Origin of the sequence: Butyrivibrio sp. YAB3001 (assembly GCF_900112195.1) — a bacterium.
Classification (GTDB): Bacteria; Bacillota; Clostridia; order Lachnospirales; family Lachnospiraceae; genus Butyrivibrio.
Genome location: NZ_FOKR01000003.1, coordinates 19,094 through 43,078, shown reverse-complemented (window position 1 = coordinate 43,078; position 23,985 = coordinate 19,094). Strand labels below are relative to the sequence as shown.

Annotated in this window: 21 protein-coding genes and 2 riboswitches; of the genes, 17 read left to right on the top strand and 4 right to left on the bottom strand. The window is 38.4% G+C overall.

Annotated features, from left to right (window positions below; genetic code table 11):
- The first annotated feature begins 51 nt into the window (after positions 1-51).
- The 8 genes from BM086_RS03695 to BM086_RS03665 all read left to right on the top strand — a co-directional run bounded on the left by BM086_RS03695 (position 52) and on the right by BM086_RS03665 (position 8,426).
- On the top strand, positions 52-2,268 hold the full coding sequence (locus tag BM086_RS03695) for a serine/threonine-protein kinase (protein WP_175560085.1): 2,217 nt from the start codon (positions 52-54) through the stop codon (positions 2,266-2,268).
- Between the two features lie 16 nt (positions 2,269-2,284).
- Positions 2,285-2,416, top strand: coding sequence for a hypothetical protein (locus BM086_RS21545; RefSeq protein WP_255367747.1), 132 nt, complete (start codon positions 2,285-2,287; stop codon positions 2,414-2,416).
- Between the two features lie 126 nt (positions 2,417-2,542).
- Entirely contained in the window at positions 2,543-3,184 is a 642-nt protein-coding gene (locus tag BM086_RS03690) for an endonuclease III domain-containing protein (RefSeq protein WP_092323646.1), read from the top strand.
- A 179-nt stretch (positions 3,185-3,363) separates the two neighbouring features.
- Positions 3,364-3,570, top strand: coding sequence for a hypothetical protein (locus tag BM086_RS03685; RefSeq protein WP_092323643.1), 207 nt, complete (start codon positions 3,364-3,366; stop codon positions 3,568-3,570).
- Positions 3,571-3,658: 88 nt separating this feature from the next.
- Complete coding sequence (locus BM086_RS03680; RefSeq protein WP_092323640.1) at positions 3,659-3,958, top strand: hypothetical protein; 300 nt, start codon at positions 3,659-3,661, stop codon at positions 3,956-3,958.
- Between the two features lie 217 nt (positions 3,959-4,175).
- Positions 4,176-4,643 (top strand): MarR family winged helix-turn-helix transcriptional regulator, encoded by a 468-nt coding sequence (locus BM086_RS03675; RefSeq protein ID WP_175560084.1) that lies wholly within the window; start codon positions 4,176-4,178, stop codon positions 4,641-4,643.
- A gap of 68 nt (positions 4,644-4,711) precedes the next feature.
- Complete coding sequence (locus BM086_RS03670) at positions 4,712-6,460, top strand: ABC transporter ATP-binding protein (RefSeq protein WP_092323633.1); 1,749 nt, start codon at positions 4,712-4,714, stop codon at positions 6,458-6,460.
- 28 nt (positions 6,461-6,488) lie between these two features.
- Positions 6,489-8,426, top strand: a complete 1,938-nt coding sequence (locus tag BM086_RS03665) for an ABC transporter ATP-binding protein (protein WP_092323630.1) — start codon at positions 6,489-6,491, stop codon at positions 8,424-8,426.
- Positions 8,427-8,527: 101 nt separating this feature from the next.
- Here BM086_RS03665 and BM086_RS03660 read toward each other — a convergent pair whose 3' ends face one another.
- Complete coding sequence (locus BM086_RS03660) at positions 8,528-8,869, bottom strand: cupin domain-containing protein (RefSeq protein ID WP_092323627.1); 342 nt, start codon at positions 8,867-8,869, stop codon at positions 8,528-8,530.
- Positions 8,870-9,132: 263 nt separating this feature from the next.
- Between BM086_RS03660 and BM086_RS03655 the strand changes: the two genes are divergently transcribed.
- The 8 genes from BM086_RS03655 (at position 9,133) to BM086_RS03620 (ending at position 18,469) form a co-directional block, all read left to right on the top strand.
- Positions 9,133-10,224: a TRAP transporter substrate-binding protein gene (locus BM086_RS03655; RefSeq protein ID WP_092323624.1), complete on the top strand. Its 1,092-nt coding sequence runs from the start codon at positions 9,133-9,135 to the stop codon at positions 10,222-10,224.
- A 120-nt stretch (positions 10,225-10,344) separates the two neighbouring features.
- Positions 10,345-10,869, top strand: a complete 525-nt coding sequence (locus BM086_RS03650) for a TRAP transporter small permease (RefSeq protein WP_092323621.1) — start codon at positions 10,345-10,347, stop codon at positions 10,867-10,869.
- On the top strand, positions 10,870-12,165 hold the full coding sequence (locus tag BM086_RS03645) for a TRAP transporter large permease (protein WP_092323618.1): 1,296 nt from the start codon (positions 10,870-10,872) through the stop codon (positions 12,163-12,165).
- Positions 12,166-12,233: 68 nt separating this feature from the next.
- Entirely contained in the window at positions 12,234-12,701 is a 468-nt protein-coding gene (locus tag BM086_RS03640) for a YcxB family protein (protein WP_092323615.1), read from the top strand.
- Entirely contained in the window at positions 12,698-14,200 is a 1,503-nt protein-coding gene (locus BM086_RS03635) for a sensor histidine kinase (protein ID WP_242952118.1), read from the top strand. Before BM086_RS03640 ends, BM086_RS03635 begins: the two co-directional genes overlap by 4 nt.
- Complete coding sequence (locus BM086_RS03630) at positions 14,200-14,964, top strand: response regulator transcription factor (RefSeq protein ID WP_242952117.1); 765 nt, start codon at positions 14,200-14,202, stop codon at positions 14,962-14,964. Before BM086_RS03635 ends, BM086_RS03630 begins: the two co-directional genes overlap by 1 nt.
- Positions 14,961-15,974 (top strand): TRAP transporter substrate-binding protein, encoded by a 1,014-nt coding sequence (locus BM086_RS03625; protein ID WP_092323612.1) that lies wholly within the window; start codon positions 14,961-14,963, stop codon positions 15,972-15,974. The genes BM086_RS03630 and BM086_RS03625 overlap by 4 nt, the downstream gene beginning before the upstream one ends.
- Before the next feature lie 335 nt (positions 15,975-16,309).
- On the top strand, positions 16,310-18,469 hold the full coding sequence (locus BM086_RS03620; protein WP_092323609.1) for a glycosyl hydrolase 53 family protein: 2,160 nt from the start codon (positions 16,310-16,312) through the stop codon (positions 18,467-18,469).
- Between the two features lie 105 nt (positions 18,470-18,574).
- Here the strand turns inward: BM086_RS03620 and BM086_RS03615 are convergent, their stop codons facing one another.
- Genes BM086_RS03615 through BM086_RS22035 form a run of 3 tightly spaced genes read right to left on the bottom strand, consistent with a single transcriptional unit; the run spans position 18,575 to position 20,988 of the window.
- Positions 18,575-19,147 (bottom strand): hypothetical protein, encoded by a 573-nt coding sequence (locus BM086_RS03615; RefSeq protein ID WP_092323606.1) that lies wholly within the window; start codon positions 19,145-19,147, stop codon positions 18,575-18,577.
- A 46-nt stretch (positions 19,148-19,193) separates the two neighbouring features.
- Entirely contained in the window at positions 19,194-20,585 is a 1,392-nt protein-coding gene (locus tag BM086_RS03610) for a DUF898 family protein (RefSeq protein WP_092323603.1), read from the bottom strand.
- 10 nt (positions 20,586-20,595) lie between these two features.
- Positions 20,596-20,988, bottom strand: a complete 393-nt coding sequence (locus BM086_RS22035; RefSeq protein ID WP_092323600.1) for a DUF2752 domain-containing protein — start codon at positions 20,986-20,988, stop codon at positions 20,596-20,598.
- Between the two features lie 115 nt (positions 20,989-21,103).
- Positions 21,104-21,177, bottom strand: a riboswitch (cyclic di-GMP riboswitch).
- Between the two features lie 203 nt (positions 21,178-21,380).
- Positions 21,381-21,454: riboswitch (cyclic di-GMP riboswitch) on the top strand.
- An 85-nt stretch (positions 21,455-21,539) separates the two neighbouring features.
- Between BM086_RS22035 and BM086_RS03600 the strand changes: the two genes are divergently transcribed.
- Complete coding sequence (locus BM086_RS03600) at positions 21,540-23,978, top strand: tetratricopeptide repeat protein (protein WP_092323598.1); 2,439 nt, start codon at positions 21,540-21,542, stop codon at positions 23,976-23,978.
- The last annotated feature ends 7 nt before the right edge of the window (positions 23,979-23,985 follow it).

The following is a 23,985-nucleotide window of genomic DNA, read 5'->3' as shown; positions in this document are numbered from 1 at the left end:
TTTTAACCATAGCATAAATCTACTAAGACTATATTCCCCATGGAGACGACTTTGAATTCAAATGATAAGAAAAAATCATTCCTTGAGACCTATGAGATAAAGGAGCAATTAGGAGAAGGCTCAGGAGGAACAGTTTACAAAGCATATCACAAGAATCTGCGTAAAGACGTTGTGCTTAAGAAGATGAACGAAAAGGCAGCAGAGGTCCTGAATAAGAGGACTGAAACTGATGCCTTAAAAAATCTTAGACATTCGTATATTCCGCAGGTTCTTGATTTTGTTGAGCTTGATGATGGTATATACACTGTTATGGACTATATTCCGGGGACAACGTTCAAGAAACTGATGGATACCGGAAGGCGTTTTTCGCAAAAAGAAGCGCTTAAATATGCAAGACAGTTATTTGAAACTCTTGAATATATTCATTCTCGGAAGCCAAAGATAATTCATGGTGATATTAAGCCGGATAATATCATGCTTACTCCTGAAGACAATATTTGTCTTATTGATTTTAATATTTCTGGAATTGCTGATGGTGAGGGAGCTGTTATTGATGGCTTTTCCTATGACTACTCAGCACCGGAGCAGGTAGAAGGTTTTAAAAGAAAACGCGAACAGAAAACAAAACAGAGTGATGAGAATTTTGAATATGAAAAAACTGAGATTATATCAGCAGAAGCAGAAAACAACGATGATTATGAAAAAACTTCTCTTGTAGAGGAAGCTTTTTTAGACAAAGATGAGCTTCGATACGAAAATGTAAATACAGATCATAAACAAGATTTTTATATAGATGAAAGGGCCGATATTTATAGCGCAGCAGCTTCTATATATCATATTCTTACTGGCGTAAGGCCTAAGGTAAAAGAAGGAAGAATACCGCCAGCAAATTCTATTGATCCGAAAATATCAGAAGGATTTAGCTATATTTTGGAACATGCGATGGAACAGAAACCTGATAAAAGATTTCAGAGTTCTTCGGATGTTTTAAAAGCGTTAAATGAAATACATAAACTTGATAATAGATATAAGAAACTAATACGGCAGCAGAATCTTCTTTTCTGCGTTGCAATATTTATGATGAGCGTAGGTGTTGCCTTGATTTTTAATGGGATTAACTCTCGGAAGATGGATAATCTGTCTACTTATGATAGAAATATCGAGTTGATGACGGAAATGATAAGAAAGGCTCAGAACGGCGATGAAATCAGTTCTCAAGAGTTTGATGAACTGTATGATGAGTGTGTTAAGATAAATAATAAACAGTTGGATGTGTACCTGAATAAGGCGATTTTTCTTTATACGCAGAAGAATTATGATGCTGCGATAGAATATCTCGAGGAAAATGTTTTAGATGATCCGGTCTTATCAGTGCAGACTGATTTAGAAACGGCATACTATATTTATGGAAGTAGTCTTAAAAACTGTGAAGAACCTGATTATGAGTCTGCAATAGAGTCTATGGAAAAAGCGATTTCTAAGGGATATACAAATGCAAGTTGCTATCGTGAGTTGGCAGAAACATATCTTGTCATAGGAAAGCTTGCAAAGGCAAAAGAAATTCTTTCGGAAGCAGAAGAAAAAAGTGTGTCCGGAGCTGATATGGATCTTATGGCGGGAGAAGTTAATCTGGCTCAAAATAATTACTCAGATGCGAAAAAGAATTATGAGTCCTGTATAGAAAAAGCTTTACTTACAGGTGATTATGATGTTCTGCTAAGGGCATATTTGGGGCTTAATGAGCTAATCATTACAGAAAATAAAAATGAGACCTCGTTAAATGAAGCTGTAAGCGTTTTAAATAAAGCCATGAATAATCTTCCTGGAGACTATCAACTTCAAGTTGTTCAGTCACAGATTCAAAACTATGTGGACTTATACCAGCTAACGCAAGATTCTGTTTTTGCAGAAAAGGGTATTGAGTTGTTGGAAAAATCTATAAGTAGGGGGTGGAAGGATTACACAAATTATGTAAATCTTGCTTTTTTATATGAACAAAAAGCCGATTATAATAAGGCAAAAGAAATTCTTGAGAAACTGATGAATGAGTATCCTGACAATTATGTGGCATATAAACGAATGGCATATCTTGAGGTGGATGTCCAGAAGAATAAAGAAGTAAACGAAAGAGAGTATTCTTTTTTTGCATACTGCTACGAAACGGCAAAAACAAAGTACAAGAATAGTAAAAAAATCGGAGGAGATTTAGAAATGGACTATTTGGATGCGATGTATAGCGAAGCTGTAGAGAATGGATGGATAGAGTGAATATTGGGAATTGCGTATGAGTGATTTAAAAATATATATAGGAATTGCGTTTACTGTAATTGGTTTTATTCTATTTATATATGATGGAGTAACAATTAAAAGGCGCCGTGAAAAGAAGAAAATGGAAATCGAACAAGAATACAAGTAGATTGGTCTTTGATATTGTCTCTTATGAAGAGAATGTGTTACTTTAAAAAAGGTGATTGTTAAATTGGCTTAGCAAATGATATATTTTTGCGGCTTCATTATTACAATTTAGGAGACAAACTATTACATGACCAAGAAAAAACTTGCTCTTGAAGTGATCGACAGATTAAAAAAAGAATATCCTGATTCTGAGTGCACGCTTGCATATGACAAAGCATGGCAGCTTTTGGTAAGTGTCAGATTGGCAGCTCAGTGTACAGATAAAAGAGTTGATATGATCACGCCTTTATTATATGAGAAGTATCCGACGGTGGAAGCGCTGGCAGATGCGCCCGTAGAAAAGATTGAAGAGATTGTGCGGCCATGTGGACTGGGAAATTCTAAGGCAAGGGATATTTCTGCATGTATGAAGATGTTAAGAGATGAATATGACTGCGTAGTGCCTGACACCATGGAAGAACTGTTAAAACTTCCTGGGGTTGGAAGGAAAAGCGCAAACCTCGTTCTTGGAGATGTCTATGGTAAACCTGCTATAGTTACTGATACTCACTGCATAAGGCTATGTAATCTCATTGGTCTTGTTGATGATATAAAGGAACCTTTCAAAGTTGAAAAAGAGCTCTGGAAGATAATTCCACCCGAAGAAGGAAATGGGCTTTGTCATCGTTTTGTTGACCATGGTCGCGCGGTATGTGTTGCAAGGAGACCTGACTGCGAGCATTGCTGTCTAAATGATATCTGTAAGACAGGAAAAGGTAAGGTTAATTAAATCCTCAATTTATCCGATATAGTATATGAAGACAATATGTATTGCTTAATTTATTACAATTCAAGTTTATTAATACGATGAATTGTTTATAAAAAGATTATTTGACTTTATTTTAGGGCTATGATTAGAATAATCTTATGTTACTGTATTGACACGGATGTTGAAAGGGTAGTGAGATTATGGATGCTAACGTACTTAACGCTGAACAGCAGGCGCTTTTAGCCAGCATAATGGGAAGTTCACCACAGCCAGGTAGCTTTAGTTTTACCACCAAGGTACAGTCACCTGTTGCAGCAGCTGCACCTGCGGCTCCGGTTGCTTCAGATCCCGGGAAAATGTTATCTCAGGCAGAAATTGATGCACTGATTGCATCTATGGGGAATTAAGCATAGAATTATAATATGATGTCAAAGTCGAAAGTTTGAACAATCCGTGACATCATTATATATAATCATTTATAGAGAGGTGGATGTTATGTATATCGCAATGCAATGCGCAGATAGTAACGGGATGCTCAATACTGAGATTTGTACTTTTTATGGAATCCGTTATGAATCAAGGTATCGTGCAGCAATTCTTTCTACTGAGCATTTAAACCACGACTATGTTATTCCCATGGCAGTTGAAGATTACGAGGATGCTGCCAAACAGATCATGAAGGCTATGGCTGCGAAGGCACAGATGATAAGCCTTGGTGAAACTATTGTGAGCCGGGGAAGAAAGGGAGAAGCCAGACAGGTTCAGCCTCAGAAAATTACAATCAAAGCTTTTTGATACTGATTATTATGATGTTTATATGTGTTCGTTTTGCATTTTCAGCCCTCCGATTTTCAGGAGGGCTTTTTCTTTTTAATTACAATTCTATTTGTTAAAGTTTCTAAACTATTCCTTAAAATTTTTTAAATAGCAATATATGAGTTGACAATATGTAGTAAGCTACGTATTATGTAATATGTACTTAGCTACATGTGAAAGGAAAAGAGAGGTGAAGATGAATCGAGACAAGGAAGAAAGGGAATTTTTCCGCGATCGTGAACATGAGCCTATCAGCTTCAAGTTTAAGTGCATTCATGAATCTTTTGTTGCACTGTTAAACAGACGTCTTAAAGAGGAAGATATCACTTTTTCTCAACTTATTCTTTTGCATTACCTTTGGGAGCACAGAGACTGTAAGGTTACGCAGAAGGATATCTCAGATGCGCTTCGTATCAAGCATCCGACTACAATAGGTCTGCTAAAAAGGCTTGAAGAGAAGGAAATGTTAAAGGTTGTGGTTGACCCTGATAACAGGAAGTACAGAAATATCACTCTTACTTCAAAAGGAGAAGCTTTTATAGAAAAGGACCGGAAAACTAGGAGACATACCGATGAGTATATGGTAGACGGCTTTACGAAAGAAGAAAAAATGCAGCTTCGGAAACTTTTGGACAGAGTGGTGGATAACATGGAAAAAATGTAGTTTTTCAATTAGTTTTTTTTATGTATAAAAGAGTTTCTTTAACAAATTACAAGGGAGAAATTTTATTTATGATCAAGACATTAATGAAACAGATTAAGGAGTACAAGCTCCCGTCCATACTTACTCCTCTTTGTATGATAGGTGAGGTTATCTGTGAAATGGTAATCCCTATTCTTATGGCAAAGATTGTTGACGATGGTATTTACGGAAATAATATGGGCGTGATTTTTAAAACCGGAGGACTGATGGTGGTAATTGCCATCCTTGGACTCCTGGCAGGACTTGGCGGTGCGTATTTTGGCGCAAATGCATCAGCAGGTTTTGCAAAAAATCTTAGAAAAGCAATGTTTGATAACATTCAGACATTTTCTTTTGCCAATATTGATAAGTTCTCAACATCAGGTCTTGTAACAAGACTTACAACTGATGTTACCAACCTTCAGAATGCATATATGATGATCCTGAGAATGGCAATGAGAGCGCCTGCATCACTTGTTATAGCTATGGTAGCAGCATTTACCATAAGCGCAAGACTTTCAAGCATTTATCTTGTGGCAGTTCTTTTCCTTGGAAGCTTCATTTTCTTTATCATGAACAGAGCAACCAGGTACTTTAAACAGGTATTTGAAAAGTATGATGAACTCAATGAAAGTGTTCAGGAAAATGTTTCTGCTATTCGAGTTGTAAAGGCATATGTCCGTGAAGATTATGAAAATGACAAGTTCAAAAAAGCTGCCATGAACATTTATAACATGTTCGTAAAGGCTGAGAGAAACCTTGTTTTCATGAGCCCTGTAATGTCTGCAACTGTATATGCGTGTATCCTTTTGATGAGCTGGTTTGGTGCGCACATGATAGTTGGCGGCGAGCTTACTACAGGTAATCTTATGAGCCTTTTGACTTACTGTATGTCAATCCTTATGAACCTTATGATGCTGGGAATGATCTTTGTTATGATGACAATGGCATCTGCAAGCGCAAAGCGTATTGCTGAGGTTATCGAGGAAGACACATCTATTAAGAATAAAGAAAATCCTGTTAAAGAAGTTAAGGATGGAAGCATTACTTTTGAACATGTGGAATTTGCCTATAACCAGACAAGCGAAGAACCTGTTCTTAAGGATATAAATCTTGAAATCAAGTCCGGAGAAACAATTGGAATCATCGGTGGAACCGGTTCAGCCAAGTCTTCTTTGGTAAATCTGATAAGCAGACTTTATGATGTTACCGGTGGTAAAGTTATGGTCGGCGGAGTTGACGTAAGAGATTATGATCTGGAAACTTTAAGAGATCAGGTTTCTGTAGTTCTTCAGAAAAATGTTCTTTTCTCAGGTTCAATACTTGATAATCTTCGTTGGGGCGATAAGAATGCAACTGAAGAAGATTGTAAGAGAGCATGCAGAATGGCCTGCGCAGATGAATTTATCGAAAAAATGCCAAATGGTTACAATACAGAGATTGAGCAGGGCGGCACAAACGTTTCCGGAGGTCAGAGACAGAGACTTTGTATTGCAAGAGCACTCCTTAAAAAGCCTAAGATCCTGATCCTGGATGATTCAACAAGCGCTGTTGACACTTCAACAGATGCTAAGATAAGAAAAGCCTTTGCTGAGGAAATTCCCGGAACAACAAAGCTTATCATTGCTCAGCGAATCAGTTCTGTTCAGGGATGTGACAGAATCGTAGTTATGGACGATGGTAAAGTTAATGGATTCGGAAGTCACGAGGAACTGCTTAAGACTAATGATATTTATCGTGAAGTATATGAGTCACAGACCGGCGCAAGCGGTGATGCTGACTTTGACCAGGCAGGCTGAGTATAGAGAATAATAGGAGAAAAAAGAAATGGCAGAAGTCAAGGAAATAAAAGGCAGAGGCGGTAACAGACGCGGAATGCCAAGACCCAAGGTTGAAAATCCGGGGAAACTTTTTAAACGAATAATGGGCTATGTCTTTAAGTTTTATCCTGTACATATGATCATTGTGGCAGTTTGTATCGTAGTAACTGTTTTTTCAAGTGTTCAGGGAACTCTTTTTACAAAGACACTTATTGATTCATATATACAGCCCATGCTTGATAGTCACAGCAGTGATTATGGTCCGCTTCTTGGAGCAATGGCGAGGGTTGCATGTTTCTATGCAATCGGTGTTATTGCAGCATTTATACAGTCCTGGACAATGATCTATATAAACCAGGGAACACTTAAAAGACTCCGTGAAGAACTCTTTGAGCACATGGAAAGTCTTCCAATCAAGTATTTTGATACAAATGCTCATGGCGACATAATGTCTATCTACACTAATGATATTGATACTCTTCGTCAGATGATAAGCCAGAGTATGCCACAGCTTCTTAATTCTGCAATAACAATTGTGAGCGTTCTGGCATCCATGCTGGTTTTGAGTATTCCACTTTCTATCGTAACTCTTTTGATGGTAGGTGTTATGCTGTTCTGTTCAGCTAAGGCTACAAAGTCTTCAGGAAAAAACTTTGTGGCTCAGCAGAAAAATATCGGTGCGCTGAATGGTTATATTGAAGAGATGATGACAGGCCAGAAGGTTGTAAAGGTATTTAACCACGAGCAGGAGAGCATCAAGAGGTTTGATGAGCTTAATGAGGAACTGTTCCAGAGCTCTTTCAAGGCAAATGCTTATTCAGGCGCACTTGGACCTATCAATGCACAGCTTGGTAATACGAGCTACGTTCTGTGCGCGATGATAGGTGGTGCAATTGCTCTTTCAGATAATTTGGCTGTTGGATTTACAGTTGGAGCACTTGCAAGTTTCCTTACATTTAATAAGAGCTTTAGTATGCCTATCAACCAGGTAAGTATGACACTTAACTCAATCATCATGGCCCTGGCAGGAGCAGAGCGTATCTTTAAGCTTTTGGATGAAAAGCCAGAGACAGATGACGGATATGTAATGCTTGTTGATGCTGAGGAAAAGAACGGTGAGGTTGTTGAAGCTGATCATCACACAGGTCACTGGGCTTGGAAGCACTATCACAAAGCCAGCGATACTACAACTTATCAGCCGATGGAGGGCGATGTTACCTTTAATGGCGTAGACTTTGGATATACAGATGAAAAGATGGTTCTGCATGATATTGTGCTTCATGCGCTTCCAGGACAGAAGATAGCATTTGTAGGCTCTACAGGTGCAGGTAAGACAACTATTACAAACCTGATCAACAGATTTTATGATATTCAGGATGGTAAGATCCGCTATGATAACATCAATATCAATAAGATAAAGAAGGCAGACTTAAGGCGTTCACTTGGTATTGTTCTTCAGGATACACATCTTTTTACAGGAACTGTTAAGGACAATATCAGATATGGTAAACTCGGAGCTACTGATGAAGAAGTAATCGCTGCAGCAAAGCTTGCAAATGCCCACAGCTTTATCAAGAGACTTCCTGATGGCTATGATACAATGCTTACAGGAGATGGGGCTAACCTGTCACAGGGTCAGAGGCAGCTTCTTGCAATTGCCCGTGCAGCCATAGCAGATCCGCCGGTTCTTATTCTTGATGAGGCTACATCTTCAATCGATACCAGAACTGAGAAGATTGTTCAGGATGGTATGGACAGACTGATGAAGGGAAGAACTACTTTTGTAATTGCTCACAGACTTTCAACTGTAAGAAACAGTGACTGTATCATTGTTCTTGAGCAGGGCAGAATTGTTGAGCAGGGAACACATGATGAGCTTATAGCTAAGAAACAGAGATATTATCACCTGTACACCGGAATGAAAGAAGAAGGTGTTACAGCATAAAGAATATATGAAAGAATAAAAGAGGAAACGGCATGTAAGTATGCTGTTTCCTCTTTTTGCTGTCTCTAATAATGTAATTTGCTACTTAAGTTTATGCTGTCTCATACAAAATCCTCACGCATCGGTGAAAAGATATCCAAAAGTATTCCTTCTTCAAGACAGGTGCAACCATGGATTATGCCGTCTTTTTTTAGCATGGTATCACTTGCTTCAACTATTCTTTTTTCATCACCGATACTGAACTCAAACTTGCCGCTTACAACATACGTAATCTGGGTATGAGGGTGGCTGTGAAGCGCGCCGACAGCACCTTTTTTAAAATGGTTTTCTACAACCATGAGCTCATCAGTATAGCTCTTTACTATTCTTTCGACACCGTCTCCTGCAGGTGTTTTGTCGATTTCTATTCCATGTACCCAGATCTGATCTTTTGTTGTTTTCATTTTATCCTCCATTATCATTATGAACTATTAAACTGACCTCGTACCATTTGTTAAGCATAAAGGGATTATTACATTTATTATAGTTTGAAAAAAAGATAATTTTATTCTTTTTGAATAAAATGTTTAAAAAATGCTATTTATGATAAAAATATCCGATTTTTCGATAAAAATAACTGTCTTATAATTGAATTGTCAGAAAAAAACTCTGACAGTTCTATGGTGTGCAATTTAGCACGTTCTTATTTTCAGAGGGAGGCTTTTTAATGAAAAAGAAACTAATTTCTATGGTCCTTACGGCAGCAACTGTTTTATCAATGACAGCATGCGGTGTTACTGCGCCTGAAACACCGGCAACTACAGAGACACCGGCAGCAACAGAAACTGAGACAAAGACAGAAAGCACTCAGGAAACTGCACAGGAGACTACACCGGCAGCAGATGCCATTACTCTTGTTATGGCAGAGGTTAACCCACTTGACACAATTGTTGGTATGACAGATCAGAAGTTTAAGGAAGAGGTTGAGGCAAGAACAAATGGCTCAGTAAAGATCGACCTTCAGGCAAGTGGAGTACTTGGTTCAGAAAATGATGTCCTTGATACAATGCTTGGCGGTGGCGGAACTATCGATATTTCGAGAATTTCAGCTTTTGCGCTCACAAGCTATGGCGGACAGAAGTCAATGCTTCTTTCACTTCCATATATATTTACAAGCAGAGAACATTTCTGGAACTTTGCAACATCAGACCTTGCCAAGGAATTCCTTCAGGAGCCTTCAGACAACGGCAGTGGCGTTAGAGGATTATTTTATGGAGAAGAGGGCTTCCGTCACTTCTTCACAACATATGAGATTTCAGATATTAATTCATTTAAGGGAAAGAAAATCCGCGTATCAAATGACCCTATCATGAACGGTCTTGTTGAAGGACTTGGAGCTTCTCCTACAGTTGTAAGTTTCGGCGAACTTTATTCAGCGCTTCAGACAGGTGTTGTAGATGGAGCTGAGCAGCCAATCGCAAACTACAAGTCAAATGCATTCCCTGAAGTTGCTCCTTACATGATCCTCGATGGACATACACTTGGCGCTATCCAGGTTATCATCACAGATGAGGCATGGAACAAGCTTTCCGCAGATCAGCAAAGTGCTATTGAAGAAGCTGGAAAAGTTGCTTCCGAATACAACCGCTCAATTTCAGAGCAGAAGGAAAAAGAAGTACTTGATGAGCTTAAGGCAGACGGTGTAACAATCATCGAAGTTGATGATATCACTCCTTGGCAGGAAGCAGTTAAGCCTGTTATCGATGCCAATATCAAGGGACTTGAAGATTATTATCAGAAGATCGTTGATATGAAATAATATGATGTCAGGGTCAAAAGTCTGAATCTGTGACATCACTTTAATCAGTACTCCTGTCAGTGCATGTTGTGTAGTGACAGGAGTATTGTACAACATACTTAAACTAAGGAATGAGGTAATATGAAATCATTTTTTGATACAGTGGATAAGTTAAAGCCTGTATATGACGGAACATATAAGACTGTATTGTTTATATGCAAACTTCTTTTGATAGCGGACATTCTGATAACCAGTATGAGCGTTCTTGGAAGGTACATCCCTTTTATTCCGGATCCTTCCTGGAGTGAAGAAGTAGTCCTTACTCTCATGTCATACATGGCAGTTTTGTCAGCAGCGCTTGCCATAAGGCGTGGAGCGCATATCCGCATGACAGCGTTTGACATCTATCTTCCCAAAAAACTAATAAAAATATTGGACCTTCTGGCTGATATATTCATTATGGGGCTTGCCTTTGTAATGCTTATAGTCGGTTGGAAATATGCAAAGAACATAGGAAGTAAGGGCGTTTACGTTTCACTCCCGAAGCTTTCAAGATTTTGGATGTATTTTCCTATTCCCGTTGCAGGTTTTGCAATGATAATCTTTGAACTGGAGGCAATCTATAACCACATCAAAGGATTTTTTATCAGGGAGGAGGGAAAATAAATGACTGTTAATACAACTGCTATCGCGATATTACTTATAAGTTTTGTCGTTATGATTTTTCTCAGATTTCATATTGCTTATGCAGTGGCATTGTCATCTATCTTTTGCCTTTTGTATCAGGGGCTTCCCCTTACTACCGTTTGTCAGCAGATGGTAAAAGGAATCAGCTCTTTCAGCCTTATGGCAGTACCGTTTTTTATTACAATGGGCTGCATCATGGGAAGCGGTGGAATATCCGAAAAGCTGATAGCTCTTGCTGATGCGTGTGTTGGCTGGATGACGGGCGGTATGGCTATGGTAAATATCGTGGCATCATACTTTTTTGGCGGAATCTCAGGTTCTGCAGCTGCTGATACTGCATCGCTTGGAAGCATCCTTATCCCTATGATGGTCGAGCAGGGATACGATGATGATTTTTCAACTGCTGTTACAATTACTTCCTCCTGCGAGGGCCTGCTTGTTCCTCCCAGCCACAACATGGTCATTTATGCAATGAGCGCAGGAGGAGTATCAGTAGGAAGTCTTTTCCTTGCAGGATATATTCCCGGGGCACTCTTGGCGACATCTCTTATGATAGGTTCTTTTATCATTTCTAAGAAAAGACATTATCCAAAGGGAGATAAGTTCAGCTTTAAGAAGTTCATTAAACAGCTTGGAGTTTCATTCTGGGCTCTGGCAGCTGTTATCATAGTAGTTGTGGGAGTTGTCGGCGGAGTGTTTACTGCTACTGAGTCAGCAGCTATAGCTGTTATTTACTCTCTAATAGTCAGCGTGTTTATTTATAAAGGACTTGACCTCAAGGGGGTATGGAAGACTTTAGAGCAGTGCATTGATACACTTTCAATCGTGCTTATTCTTATCGCTACATCAAGTATCTTCGGATATTGCCTGACAACACTTCATGTTCCGGATCTTGCAGCAAATGCCATCATAGGACTTACAAGAAATCCGGTCCTCATAGCGCTTTTGTTAAATCTGATACTGCTTGTTCTGGGCTGCATAATGGATATGGCACCGATCATCCTTATTGCTACACCGATACTTCTTCCGATTGCTACTTCTATTGGCATTAATCCTATACAGTTTGGTATAATGATAGTGCTGAATTGTGGTATCGGGTTATTGACGCCACCTGTTGGAGCGGTATTGTTTATCGGCTCTGCAGTAGGCAAGGTCAAGATGGAGAGAGTAGTAAAGGCAACATTACCATTTTATTTATGTATGATTCTGGTTCTCATGCTTCTTACATTTATTCCTGAGATAAGCATGTTCTTGCCGGAACTGTTGATGAAATGATTGTATATAACTACAAAAACTGATGACCGCTTTTTCAGTCATCAGTTTTTTCTATATAGGGGGAGCGTATGAAATATAAGTATATTTGCGATGTCAAAGCAATAGATCTGTGGAAAATGGCAATGGAGCGAACATACAGATCATCTGTTGGGCTGGTAAATATTATTTTCACAGCTGCTATGATCTATATGACAGTCAGATTTTTTACATCTGCCAATGACTTCTTTAAACTTCTTATGCTTCTTGGATGTTTTCTTTTCCCTGTAATACAGCCACTTGCAATCTTAGGGGCAAGCGCAAGGCAGCTCGAAGATCTGCCAAGAGATATGGAGCTTTCTTTTGATGAGAGCGGTATGCATGTAAGTACCGGAAACAAGAGCGAGAATATCCATTGGAAAAAGATTGCGAATGCGATAAGGCAAAAAAATATGATCGTTATCATGTCAGATGACAGACACGGATACATGCTTACTAACAGAGTTTTGGGAAAAGAAAAAGAGGAATTTTACAATTTCCTTTGCAGTCATATCAGATGAAGAAAATGAGGCATATCTGGGAAAACTTAACAATAAAGAATAAAATACGGCTTTTTTCCTCAAGTGTTTTTGTGGCGCTTTCTGTGGCGCTTCTTCTTGATGTATGGATAGTAAAGCTTTTTATGGTTGATTTTAATGATGTCATGGAGGCTAATTCTAAATGTGGTGAGATAGTGACTACACTTGGCAGGGAGATAGATCTTTTTGACGGACTTATCCGCGGAACGAAAGAAGTTGACCAAAAAACCTGGGAAGAGAGCGTTAGTGCTACAAAAAAAGCTATCTATGCGATGCCTTTAAATTATGAGAAGCTTGGGGATGACAGATACGCTCAGCTTCAGGCACTCAGAAGCGCTTATGAGGTGTACTGCTCATACAGAAATCAGGTCATTACAGATCATCTTTCTGAAAATATGTATATAGAAAAAATGTACGATGTCTATAGCATGCAGCAGTATCTTGCAGGGTACGCTCAGAAATTTGTGGAATCCAATATGCAGGAGGGAAATCAGAGCTATCGCGCGCTTCGCCCCATTGCTATAAGGGCGCCGTTTATTGCTGCTATACTAAGTGTTTGTCTGTTTTTCTTTATTCTTCAAATATCAAGGATATTAAACGGAAGCGTGACAGTGCCCGTAATCAAGCTTGCAAATGCATCAAGGAAAATTGCGGCCAATGACTTTTTTATCGATGACGTCAAAGTTGATAATAAGGATGAGCTTGGAGATATGGTGGCCGCTTTTAACAAGATGAAATTTGCAACCGGTGAGTACATCAAGGCTATGGAGGAAAAAAGAGAGGCTCTTGATAAACTTCATTTGCAGGAGATGGAAAATCTTGAGATAGAAAAGCAACTGGAAGCGATGAACCTTGAGCTTCTAAAAAGCCAGATAAATCCGCATTTTCTTTTTAATACCTTAAATGTGATCGCAGGAAATGCAAATCTTGAGGGTGCAGAGACAACTGAGCAGATGATAGAGGCTTTAAGTTCGATATTCCGTTATAATCTTAAGAATCATTCAAAAGAAGCTCTTCTTTATCAGGAACTTAAGATATCCAAAGACTATATGTATCTTCAGCAGATGAGGTTTGGTGATAGACTTAAGTTTAGCATTGACTGCATGGTAGATGAGAACAAGATTATAGTTCCTACGTTTACATTCCAGCCTCTTTTGGAAAATGCTATTATTCATGGTATTTCGCCAAAGGTTGAAGGCGGGAGCATAAAGGTTGCTATCAGGGAAGACGGCGGGAAACTTGTTATAGATGTATCGGATACCGGAGTTGGAATGGATGATGAATTATTATCCGATATAAGGGAAAATCTTCAGGATTTGAAGGAAACAATTGACGGTAACGAAGCGGTAGGTATCGGGCTTGGAAATATCAATAGAAGGATTCGCACTATGTACGATGAAGGAAGCCTTGATATCGTTAGCAAAAAGAATGAAGGTACAGTGGTGACAATCTGTATACCTTTGCATGGGGTTGACGACTAGTGGATAAATACAGAATTCTTGTGGCAGATGATGAACCTATCGAGAGACAGGTTGTAAATAAGAAAATTATGAGTTTTTTTCCTGAGCAGGTTGAAGTGTATCTTGCTGAAAACGGACTTAAAGCAGTGCAGTTATATGAGGAAAAGAGCTGCCAGATTGCAGTTCTTGATATAGCAATGCCCGGAATGAACGGACTTGAGGCAGCTTCCGTTATCAGGGACAGGCATCCGGATGCGGGGATTATTTTTTTGACAGCATTTGATGAATTCAGCTATGCAAAAAAAGCAATCGAAGTGCGGGCTTTGGACTATCTTTTAAAGCCCTGTTCCGGAGAAGAACTTATAAATGTTTTGGAGGAGGCTTTTGGGCATTGTGATAAAAAGCATGAAAACGTAAGTCCTTCTGTTGAAGGAGAGCCTGCAGACGCGCTTTTGGAAAACAATGCTTTTGTAAAAAAAGTCGGTGAATTTATTGATAGCAGATTCAGGGATGACATTGCTCTGCAGGATATCGCAAGTGCCTTTGGGTATTCTGAGGTGTATTTTTGCAAGCTTTTTAAGCAGAATTTTGGCAAAAATTTTATCACCTATCTCAATGAATATCGCTTAAATAAGGCAAAGCTTCTTTTGGCAGATCCGATGATCAATATTAAAGATATAAGTAATAAAGCCGGATTTCGTGATGCAAATTATTTTACCAGAGTATTTAAGCGGATGGTGGGAATGACGCCAAGTGAATACAGAAGCGGGGCTGTAGGGAAATGAAAAGAAAGCTTGTAATAGTATTATCATTAATTTCTGCAGTTTTAGTTATTGTTTTGATAGTAGTCTTGGCTACAATTAATGTGAAAAAAGATACTGGGCCTACACCTGAATATGTGTTTTTTTATGCGGAAAATCAGACAGCAAATTATCCCACAACCTTGGGGGCGGACTATTTTTCTGAACTTGTCTATGAAAAGACAGGTGGAAGAATAAAGATTCTTGTGAAATATGATGCCGAGCTTGGAAGTGAGAGCGAAGTTATAAAGCAGATGCGCTATGGAGGAATTGCTTTTGCCAGAGTTTCGTTGTCTCAGCTTGCGGAAATAATTCCTGACATGAATATCTTGCAGATGCCTTATCTGTATTCCAGTTCCGAGCATATGTGGAGAGTGCTGGACGGGGAAATTGGGGATGAATACCTCAATAAGACTGAAAGCTATGGAATTAAAGGACTTTCCTGGTATGATGCAGGGGCAAGAAATTTCTATAGTATCCGTCCAATAAGAAAGCTTGAAGATATAGAGGGGATGAACATAAGGGTTCAGGAGTCTGCAATGATGGCGGATATGGTGTCGGCGCTTGGGGCAGTTCCATCCAAGATTGTTTATTCTGAAGTGTATTCGGCAATTGAACAGGGGATGGTTGATGGAGCAGAGAATAACTGGCCTTCATATGAATCTATGAGGCATTATATTGTGGCTCCATATTATACCGTTGATGAGCATACAAGAGTTCCGGAGCTGCAGATATGTTCAAGCGCCATATGGAACCAGCTTTCTGAAGAAGATAAGAGTATAATTGCAGATTGTGCCAGAGAGTCTGCACTTTATGAGCGAAAGCTTTGGGCTGAGCGGGAAAAGAGCTCAAGGCAGATTGCGGAAAAGAGTGGGATAACAGTTATTGAGCTTTCTTTGGAGGAGAAGAAGCGTTTTAGGGATGCAATGACTGAAGTTTATGTAAAATATTGCGGGGAGCAGATGGATGAACTTGAGAGGATAATGGATTACTGAGGGGGATAATTTGAATGTAGGGGGGCAGAACGTAGGGGACAGTTATCGGGAGTTGCCTAAAAATGTTGGCTTTCGTCTGCGTCGTGATTTACTAAAATTCAGAATCAAAGGAAGGTCTCCTTTCAGCGCTGTTCAAAACAGTCGACCTTCCTTTGATTCTTCATTTTGTAAATCATCTCCTCGTCCGAGAACTGCACATTTTCAGGCTGATTCCCACAACTGTCTGTGACGCTCAAACTTGCTAATCCTTTTGAGCTTGTGAAAGTGGCATATCAATAAACAAAAAGCTAATAAATACTGAAATATGAGCTTGGAATTATAGGAAGGGAAAGGGTATGAAAAAGAGAAAATTGATTGAGATTGGTACTGCTGTGATGGTGGGAGCGATAATTGCCGGAATGGCTGTCGGATGTGGGAAGGAAGCTGCGACAGCGGATACTATTGGAGAGGCAAATGTTGAGGGGGCTATGTCGGATGAACAGGGCGAAGAGAAGGATGCTGCGGCTGATTCGGGGATGGTAAATGGTGAAACGACAGATGAAAGTGAAAAAAAGGACGATGTTGAAGCTACAGTAAACGATGATGAAACTAATTTAGGTGAAGCTGTTGCTGAAGGAGGCGCAAATGAGGATGATATTTTCGTTGAGAAGGTAGAGAATCTCCCAGAAGATTTTATCTGCGGAATGGATGCGTCATCGGTTTTAGTTGAAGAAAATAGTGGTGTGAAATACTATAACTTTCAGGGTGAAGAAGCTGATGTATTTAAGACCATGGCAGAAGCGGGAGTTAATTGTATAAGACTTAGGGTATGGAATGACCCGTACGATGCTGAGGGGAATGGCTATGGCGGCGGAAACAATGACGTTACGACTGCAATTACTCTTGGAAAAAGAGCGACTGATGCCGGAATGCAGGTAATGATTGATTTTCATTATTCAGATTTTTGGGCAGATCCCAAGAAGCAGTTTGCTCCAAAAGCATGGGAAGGCATGGATATTGATGAAAAATGCAGCGCTCTTGAAGAGTTTACCACTGAGGCTCTTGGAGAAATCTTGGATGCGGGAGTAAATGTTACTTTTGTGCAGATTGGAAATGAAATAAACAACGGAATGTCCGGAGAAAGTTCTTTACCCAATGTGACCAGGCTTTTAGATTCCGGAAGTAAAGCTGTGAGAAAGGTTGCTGCTGATAGGAACAAAAATATTCAGATAATAGTGCATTATACAAATATTGAAGATGGCGGCGGAAAGGTACCGGCGCTCGTTTCTAACCTTGAAAATAACGGCATTGACTATGATATAGTGGGGCTGTCTTACTATCCATATTGGCACGGCGACCTTGAAAATATGCAGAACGTCGTAAAGAAGCTGATCGACAGATATGGAAAGAAAGTAATGCTTGTTGAGACATCTTATCCATATACCACCAGTGATGGCGATGATTCAGGAAACAGTTTTGATGGAAAAAAAGATCTCATAGACGGATATTCTGCTTCGGTTCAAGGACAGGCGCATATGATAAGAGATATCATAGCATCAGCAAATGAAGGTGGAGCCTGCGGAGTTTGCTACTGGGAAGGAGTGTGGATCCCTGTAGGTTCAAGCAAAAATACCAATAATGCTATCTGGGAAAAATATGGAAGCGGATGGGCAAGCAGATTTGCCAAGGACTATGACCCAAATGATGCAGGCAAATATTATGGTGGATGTTCGTGGGATAATCAGGCAATGTTTGACTTTAAGGGATATCCACTGCAGTCGCTCAATGTATTTAAATACGTATATGAGGGGCATTCAGCAGGACTTAAAGTAGAGTCTGTTCCTGATATTGAAATTACAGTTCAGGTAGGAGAGGAAGTAAAACTTCCGACAGAGGCTCCTGTTATTTACAATGATCCTTCTGTACAGGACAGTATCGAGATAGTGTGGGATGAGGCTGATCTTGCAAAGTTAGATACAAGTAAGGGAGGAAAAATAACGCTCCATGGTACTTTGAAAAATGAAGAAAACAGCAGAGTAATCTGCCATCTTGAGGTAAAAGAAGAAAACTTTGTTAAGAATCCAAGCTTTGAGGATAAAGATCTTTCTATGTGGAAGATTGACTACGCAAATGCAACAAATCCGACTGACTATCAGAATAAAAAAGATGATGCTCACGATGGAAGCATAGCTCTTCATTTTTGGAATGGAAGAGAAGACATCGAATTCACTGCATCTCAGGAAATTTCAGGCCTTGAAGCAGGAACATATCAGCTTGAGTGCTTTGCCCAGGGTGGCGATACCGACGATACTGCAAAAATGGAACTTTTCTGTGAAACTTCAGACGGAAAGCAAATGACAGAAGAATTTGCTGTTACAAGCTGGGCTCAGTGGAAAAATCCGGTCATAACAAACATCCAGGTCACGGACGGCGTTCTTAAAATAGGAGTATCGGTGAAATCCAATGTTGCAAGTTGGGGCACGATAGATGATTTTGTTCTAAAGAAAGTGCAGTGATAGATTCAGATAATTAATAAAAAACGTACCAGTGTTTTTTGGCGAGAGACGCCAATTTGCTGGTACGTTTTCATTATTGCATAAAAATATAGTGTTGACTAAAATTTAAAACTCACAATTATGAGCCATTTCTGCTTCTAAGAGGTTTAATGCCTCTTGAAGGTTATTGGCACGCATATTATCAAGATAACTGATTAATTTGCTTATCTTTGTTTTATCGACATATTTTGGAGGGATAAATCCGTATACATCTAAATGTTGTGATATGTATTCATACTTTTGTTGATTGATTTCTCGGAGTCTTTCTGCAGTTTCTTCGGTTAATTTATCAAGTTTTTTATCTGCAATTCTTGGTATGACAATAGGACAAAGTATTCCAACTATTACTGAAAGAGGGAGTATTAAATTTAATAATTCTGGATCAAATCCTAATATAATTAGAATGAGCATCGATGACACACCAAAACCCAAGTAACCAGCGAAGAACCATTTTATGGCATCAAAAAAATCTACTACATCTAATAAATCAAGCGATAAAGCTTTATACTCATAGTCAGATTTAAGCTCCATCTCCTGGGTATGCAAGTCGCTTGCTATTAAGCTGTTAGATAGCTCATCACGTGCGTGTTGTAATGCACTTCGCAATTCTTCTTTACTCATTTCGTTTCCATTTTTCATTATAGGAACTCCTTATAATAATCTACTTGTAGCATTGATATAATTCTTAGCAGTCTACGTGAGTATGTGAGTAGATGTATTTGTTGAGTCTGACTGTGCCCCAAGGTGAGTAAATACCACATGTAATAACGCTGAGGATGAATATTATAATGTACTGACCTAAAAGTCCTAAAGCTGAACCTTCATATTTAAGTCTGTCAGCACCAATAGAAGTATGCTTCATTTCCCACTTCTGTATCATAGTAATTGTCCAAGGAGCAGCCAATCCGCAAGTTATAACTAATAAAAGAAGCTGTAAGAGACCATATCCAAAATACTGGAAACTGTTACCGTCAAATGATCCGGCACAAACTGTCTGATCCTGGTAAGTAGTATGTTCCATTTCCCATTTTTTTAATGCTACATGTACAAAGAAAGAATATATACCGCATGTAATAATGGAAAGGATTTCCCATATGATCCAATGTCCAAATAGAGAACCACCGGTTCCGTTAAACTCAAGTCTCTTTCCATCGATGACTGTGTGTGATTTTCTCCATCTGAGAATCTTACAGATCATCCATGGAGCTGCTAAACCACAAGTTATAGTGCAAACTATAGAAGTTAAGATATACAATCCTAATAGTGATAATCCACTTCCATCGAAATATGAATCATTACGATTTGATGGAACATTATTAATATCTGACTTAGGTGTGTTATCCTTGTTTGAAAGATGTTCAATTTTATAATTCTCGTACCAGGTTTTATATGTTTCTAGATCCTGATTGACCACCGGCTCAGATTCAATGCCTTTTCCCTGAAGGATTACACGGGAAATACAGTCAATTCCATAGACCAGTGAAACAAGTCCAAATAAAACGGGAACGAATTTCCATCTGTGCATTATTCCGTAGCAAGATAAAAATGATAATGCAACACCACCGGCAGTGATGTATGACCACATGTTTCTCTTTGACTCATTATTTACTAAAATATATGCTATGCCTGCAACTCCGGCAGCTGAAGCCAGTACAAAAACAAGTCTTACAAGTCTTGATATAAGCATAAAAAGCTTACCAATAAAAGGGATGGGAATGAATATTCTAAACACTGTTGTTAATACAGCATTAACAACAAACATAAACAAAGGCAGAACAAGTACTAATGCTGCTAAACGCTCCATGTTATCCGGAGTAAGATAGTCTTTCCAATTGTGATGCATATTTGAAACATGCGGCTCTGTCTGCTTTACAGTGTTAGAGATGGCTTTGTTGCTGCCATTTATAGCATTTTTTAAATCATTAACGGCCTCATCGATTCCGTTTCCAATATCATCACCTGCGTTATCAATGATATTGTCTAATTTGGGTGCATTTCCTTCAGGAAGCTTCCCACCGCAGTATTTGCAAAATTTACTGCCATCGCTTATTTCTTTTCCACAATGAATACAATACATAATATTCTCCCTAGATAAAATTGTTACGGTACAAAAAGTACCAGGTTACGACCAAGAAACAGACAATCAGACCCAGTATTTCTATGATGCCTAATTCTTTATCCCCGGTTTTGATGTAATTGATTTCTTTATATAAAAGATAAAAACCAATTATAGGGCAGATAGTTACAGATAGGGCATTATATGATAATGCATTCCTGATATTCCCCTGAAGTATTTCAGATAGCGCATGTGTCATGCCGCACCCGGGACATTTTAATCCTGTGATCAAACGAAATATGCAAGGAATTCCCTTTCCTGTAATTGTAAAGAATACCGTATATAGAAATACTGCGACGACTATTTCCAAAATGTGAAAAAAAGTATGAAATGCTCTCTTTTTACAAGTTTCAGTAGCTTGCATGGTTACCTCATATTCCTAAATTTATGCATTTTGGAGTTTTCTGTCTTCATGCTTTCTTTGCTTTTTTGTACAATGGAGCAAAAAAATAGCGATACATACGCATCGCTATCAAGTAAGGTGCAACTGGCTGTCCTCTCGGACCCTATAGCTTTGCGTCATTAGATTTCTCTAATTTTGCCCTATGACATTTAATCAAAAAAACAAAAATGGATATATGTTTTTACAAAAGCGATAGTGATTATACTACATGGTTTATAAAATGTCTATAAAATTTTGGTCAAATTTTTGAAACCAAATTATAAAAAATATGTGGACTTTATTTGGTTTATGTTGTATAATGACATTCGCTTTTTGACGAGTAATTATTTATGCTTTATTGAATGATATAAAATAATTATATTTGGCAAAGCCAGAGAAATCTGGTGACGCAAAGCTATAGGGTCCGAAAGGACAGCCAGTTGCATTTTTGTAGATAGCGATGCGTTAGCATCGTTTTTTTTATGCATTTTTATGTAACAAGAGCGCAACATTAGTTTTTTAGGAGAGAAGAGATGGACTTTCAGATCAGTATGCTTCCTGCCGGTGCAAAAGCATTATTGCAGGACAATCCTTATTTTGTACTTGGGGTTAGTAGCCTGGCTACAGAGAGTGAAGCGTCAGGCGTGGTAAAAAAAATACAAAGATTTGCGCAATTAAAGGTGGCGTCTTCATATAAAACTGAATTCAATCTGGGGGAAATTGAGAATCCCGAAAGATCGCAATCAACGATACAGGTTGCTTTTGATAGAATCGCAAATAATAGTTATAGATGGCTATGGTTTTCAAAAGCAGAAGTTGAATATGGGGAAAAGTCTTACAAGTTAAGTGACAACTGGAAGGACATTAAGGAGACTGAGTTAAAAGATTCGGATGAATATGACATATTTCTCCTGCATTTTTTATATCTTTTAGTTGAAGATGCTTCATTTTCTGATAGTAACGGATGGATAAGAATCTTTTCTTATATCAAAAACACGCTTCAGGGCAATAATGAAAAAATAAAAGAATTGCTTGATTTTGGAGCTGATCTAAATGGTCTTTCAAATGAAATGATCAGAATATGCTCAAGTGCCATAAATGCCCTTTCTATTGAAGAAATGTGCAATGTATATAATCTTTTGGATTCAACTGATTCTTATAATACAGTTACTGAAGCTCTTTTGAACCACATTACAAATGGCATAACAAGGTGGGCGGAAGAATCGATAGTAGATGTGAAAAAGGTTAATGATGGTATCCAAGCAATATACAGTGGAAGGTATGTAGAAATACCTGTAGAAGATGCAAAAGAACTGCTGAGAGTACTCTCTGAATATGATGCACATAACTGGAATACATATGAATATATAGAGAATCATATAGCTAATGATATTATAAAAGATTCAGTCAGAAATACTGTATTAGCATATATAAATTATTGTAGAGTAAAGCTTCAGGATGCAGCAAATTTTTCATTTGAGAAGGAAGCAGCATATTTTTATTCAAAATTATTTTGCTATTACTTTTTGCTTTTTCCGGAATATAAAGACAACTGGACGCAAGGATTTGGTATTGAATATCTGGATACACCACTGGAATACTTTAGTGTAGATGAACTGTGCCAAAAGGCAGAATACTATTTTGATAACAACAGAGTTGAAGATGCCAAAAGTGTATTTGATGAGCTGATAAGAAGAAATGAGTTTATCGGTTATAGAAAGCTTTTTGATTACTATGAGAAAATCAGTGATATAAAACAGATGGCAGATGTCATGAAAAAAGCATATTTGCTCTATAATTCTTTAGAATCTTCACAAAAAGAAAATTACTATAACTCTATGGTATATATGTTCTTATCACTTGATATTTATGGTGATTCAGAAGGCATAGATATTTTTCAGAAAGAAATTGACCGTGCATTTTCTGCATATGGCAGTTATTTGACGGATAAAGACGAACAGCTAAATGTAGGGAAGAAAATCCTTAGTTCTAATTGTAAAAAAGATTACGTCGTTGGCTGGTATTGGCTTATGAAAGCCTATAAGGGGAAAAATATCCAAAGTTGCTACCATATTGCCAAATGCTATTACAACGGTATTGGCGTTGAGAAGGATTATAAGAAGGCTGTATTTTATCTTTCTAAAGGCTGCAATTCAGACCCTGATTGTGCTTATTTATTGGGAAAGCTTACCTATGAAGGACAGGGTGTGCCTAAGGATGAAGAAAAAGGAATAAAGTATATCAAATATGCAGCTGATCTGGGGGTTAAGAGTGCAATAAAATGGCTTGATGAGAATGCAACTAATTCATTTACGCTGCATGGATATAGTAGTTATGACTTGCTTGGAAACCCGATTGTTTTGAAGAATTCTCAATGCTCTGTATATTTCAAGGACATCAGGATAAATGACATGGAAGAAGTTGAAATAGTTCTCTGGGCTACAAATAGAAATACGGTTCCTGTAATTTTGGAATCACAGATTTTTTGTGGTGATGGCAATAATGTAGGTGAATCCAGGAAAACGGATATACAGTCTAAAGAATTACACAGCATTAAAACATGTTTTCCTAAAGCATTTTTGACCGGGACAGATAAGGATTATTTTGAATTAAAACTGTCAGTTAAAGACAAAGATATGTTTGGAGGATATGTTCCTGTTCTTTTTGAAGGTGTGTCTATAAAGTTCAATATAAATAATAAAGAACAAATGATTGAGTATCGTACAGGCGATATAAAAGAATATGTGCCAAGAGTTCAGAACAGTACCGCTCTTAGAAACAGAGGGCGTAATGCCTTGGAAGTATCGCTTCCGTGCAAGGCAGAGGCAGATATCGAAAATATACTAAAAACAGCCGGATATAAGAAAAATCTACTTAGAAATACCTGGGTTTATACGATTAAAAATGATGGTACAGAATCCGGTGCAGAAGAGGCAGCAAAGCTTATAACCGGTAATAACATTATGGGGTGATCAAATT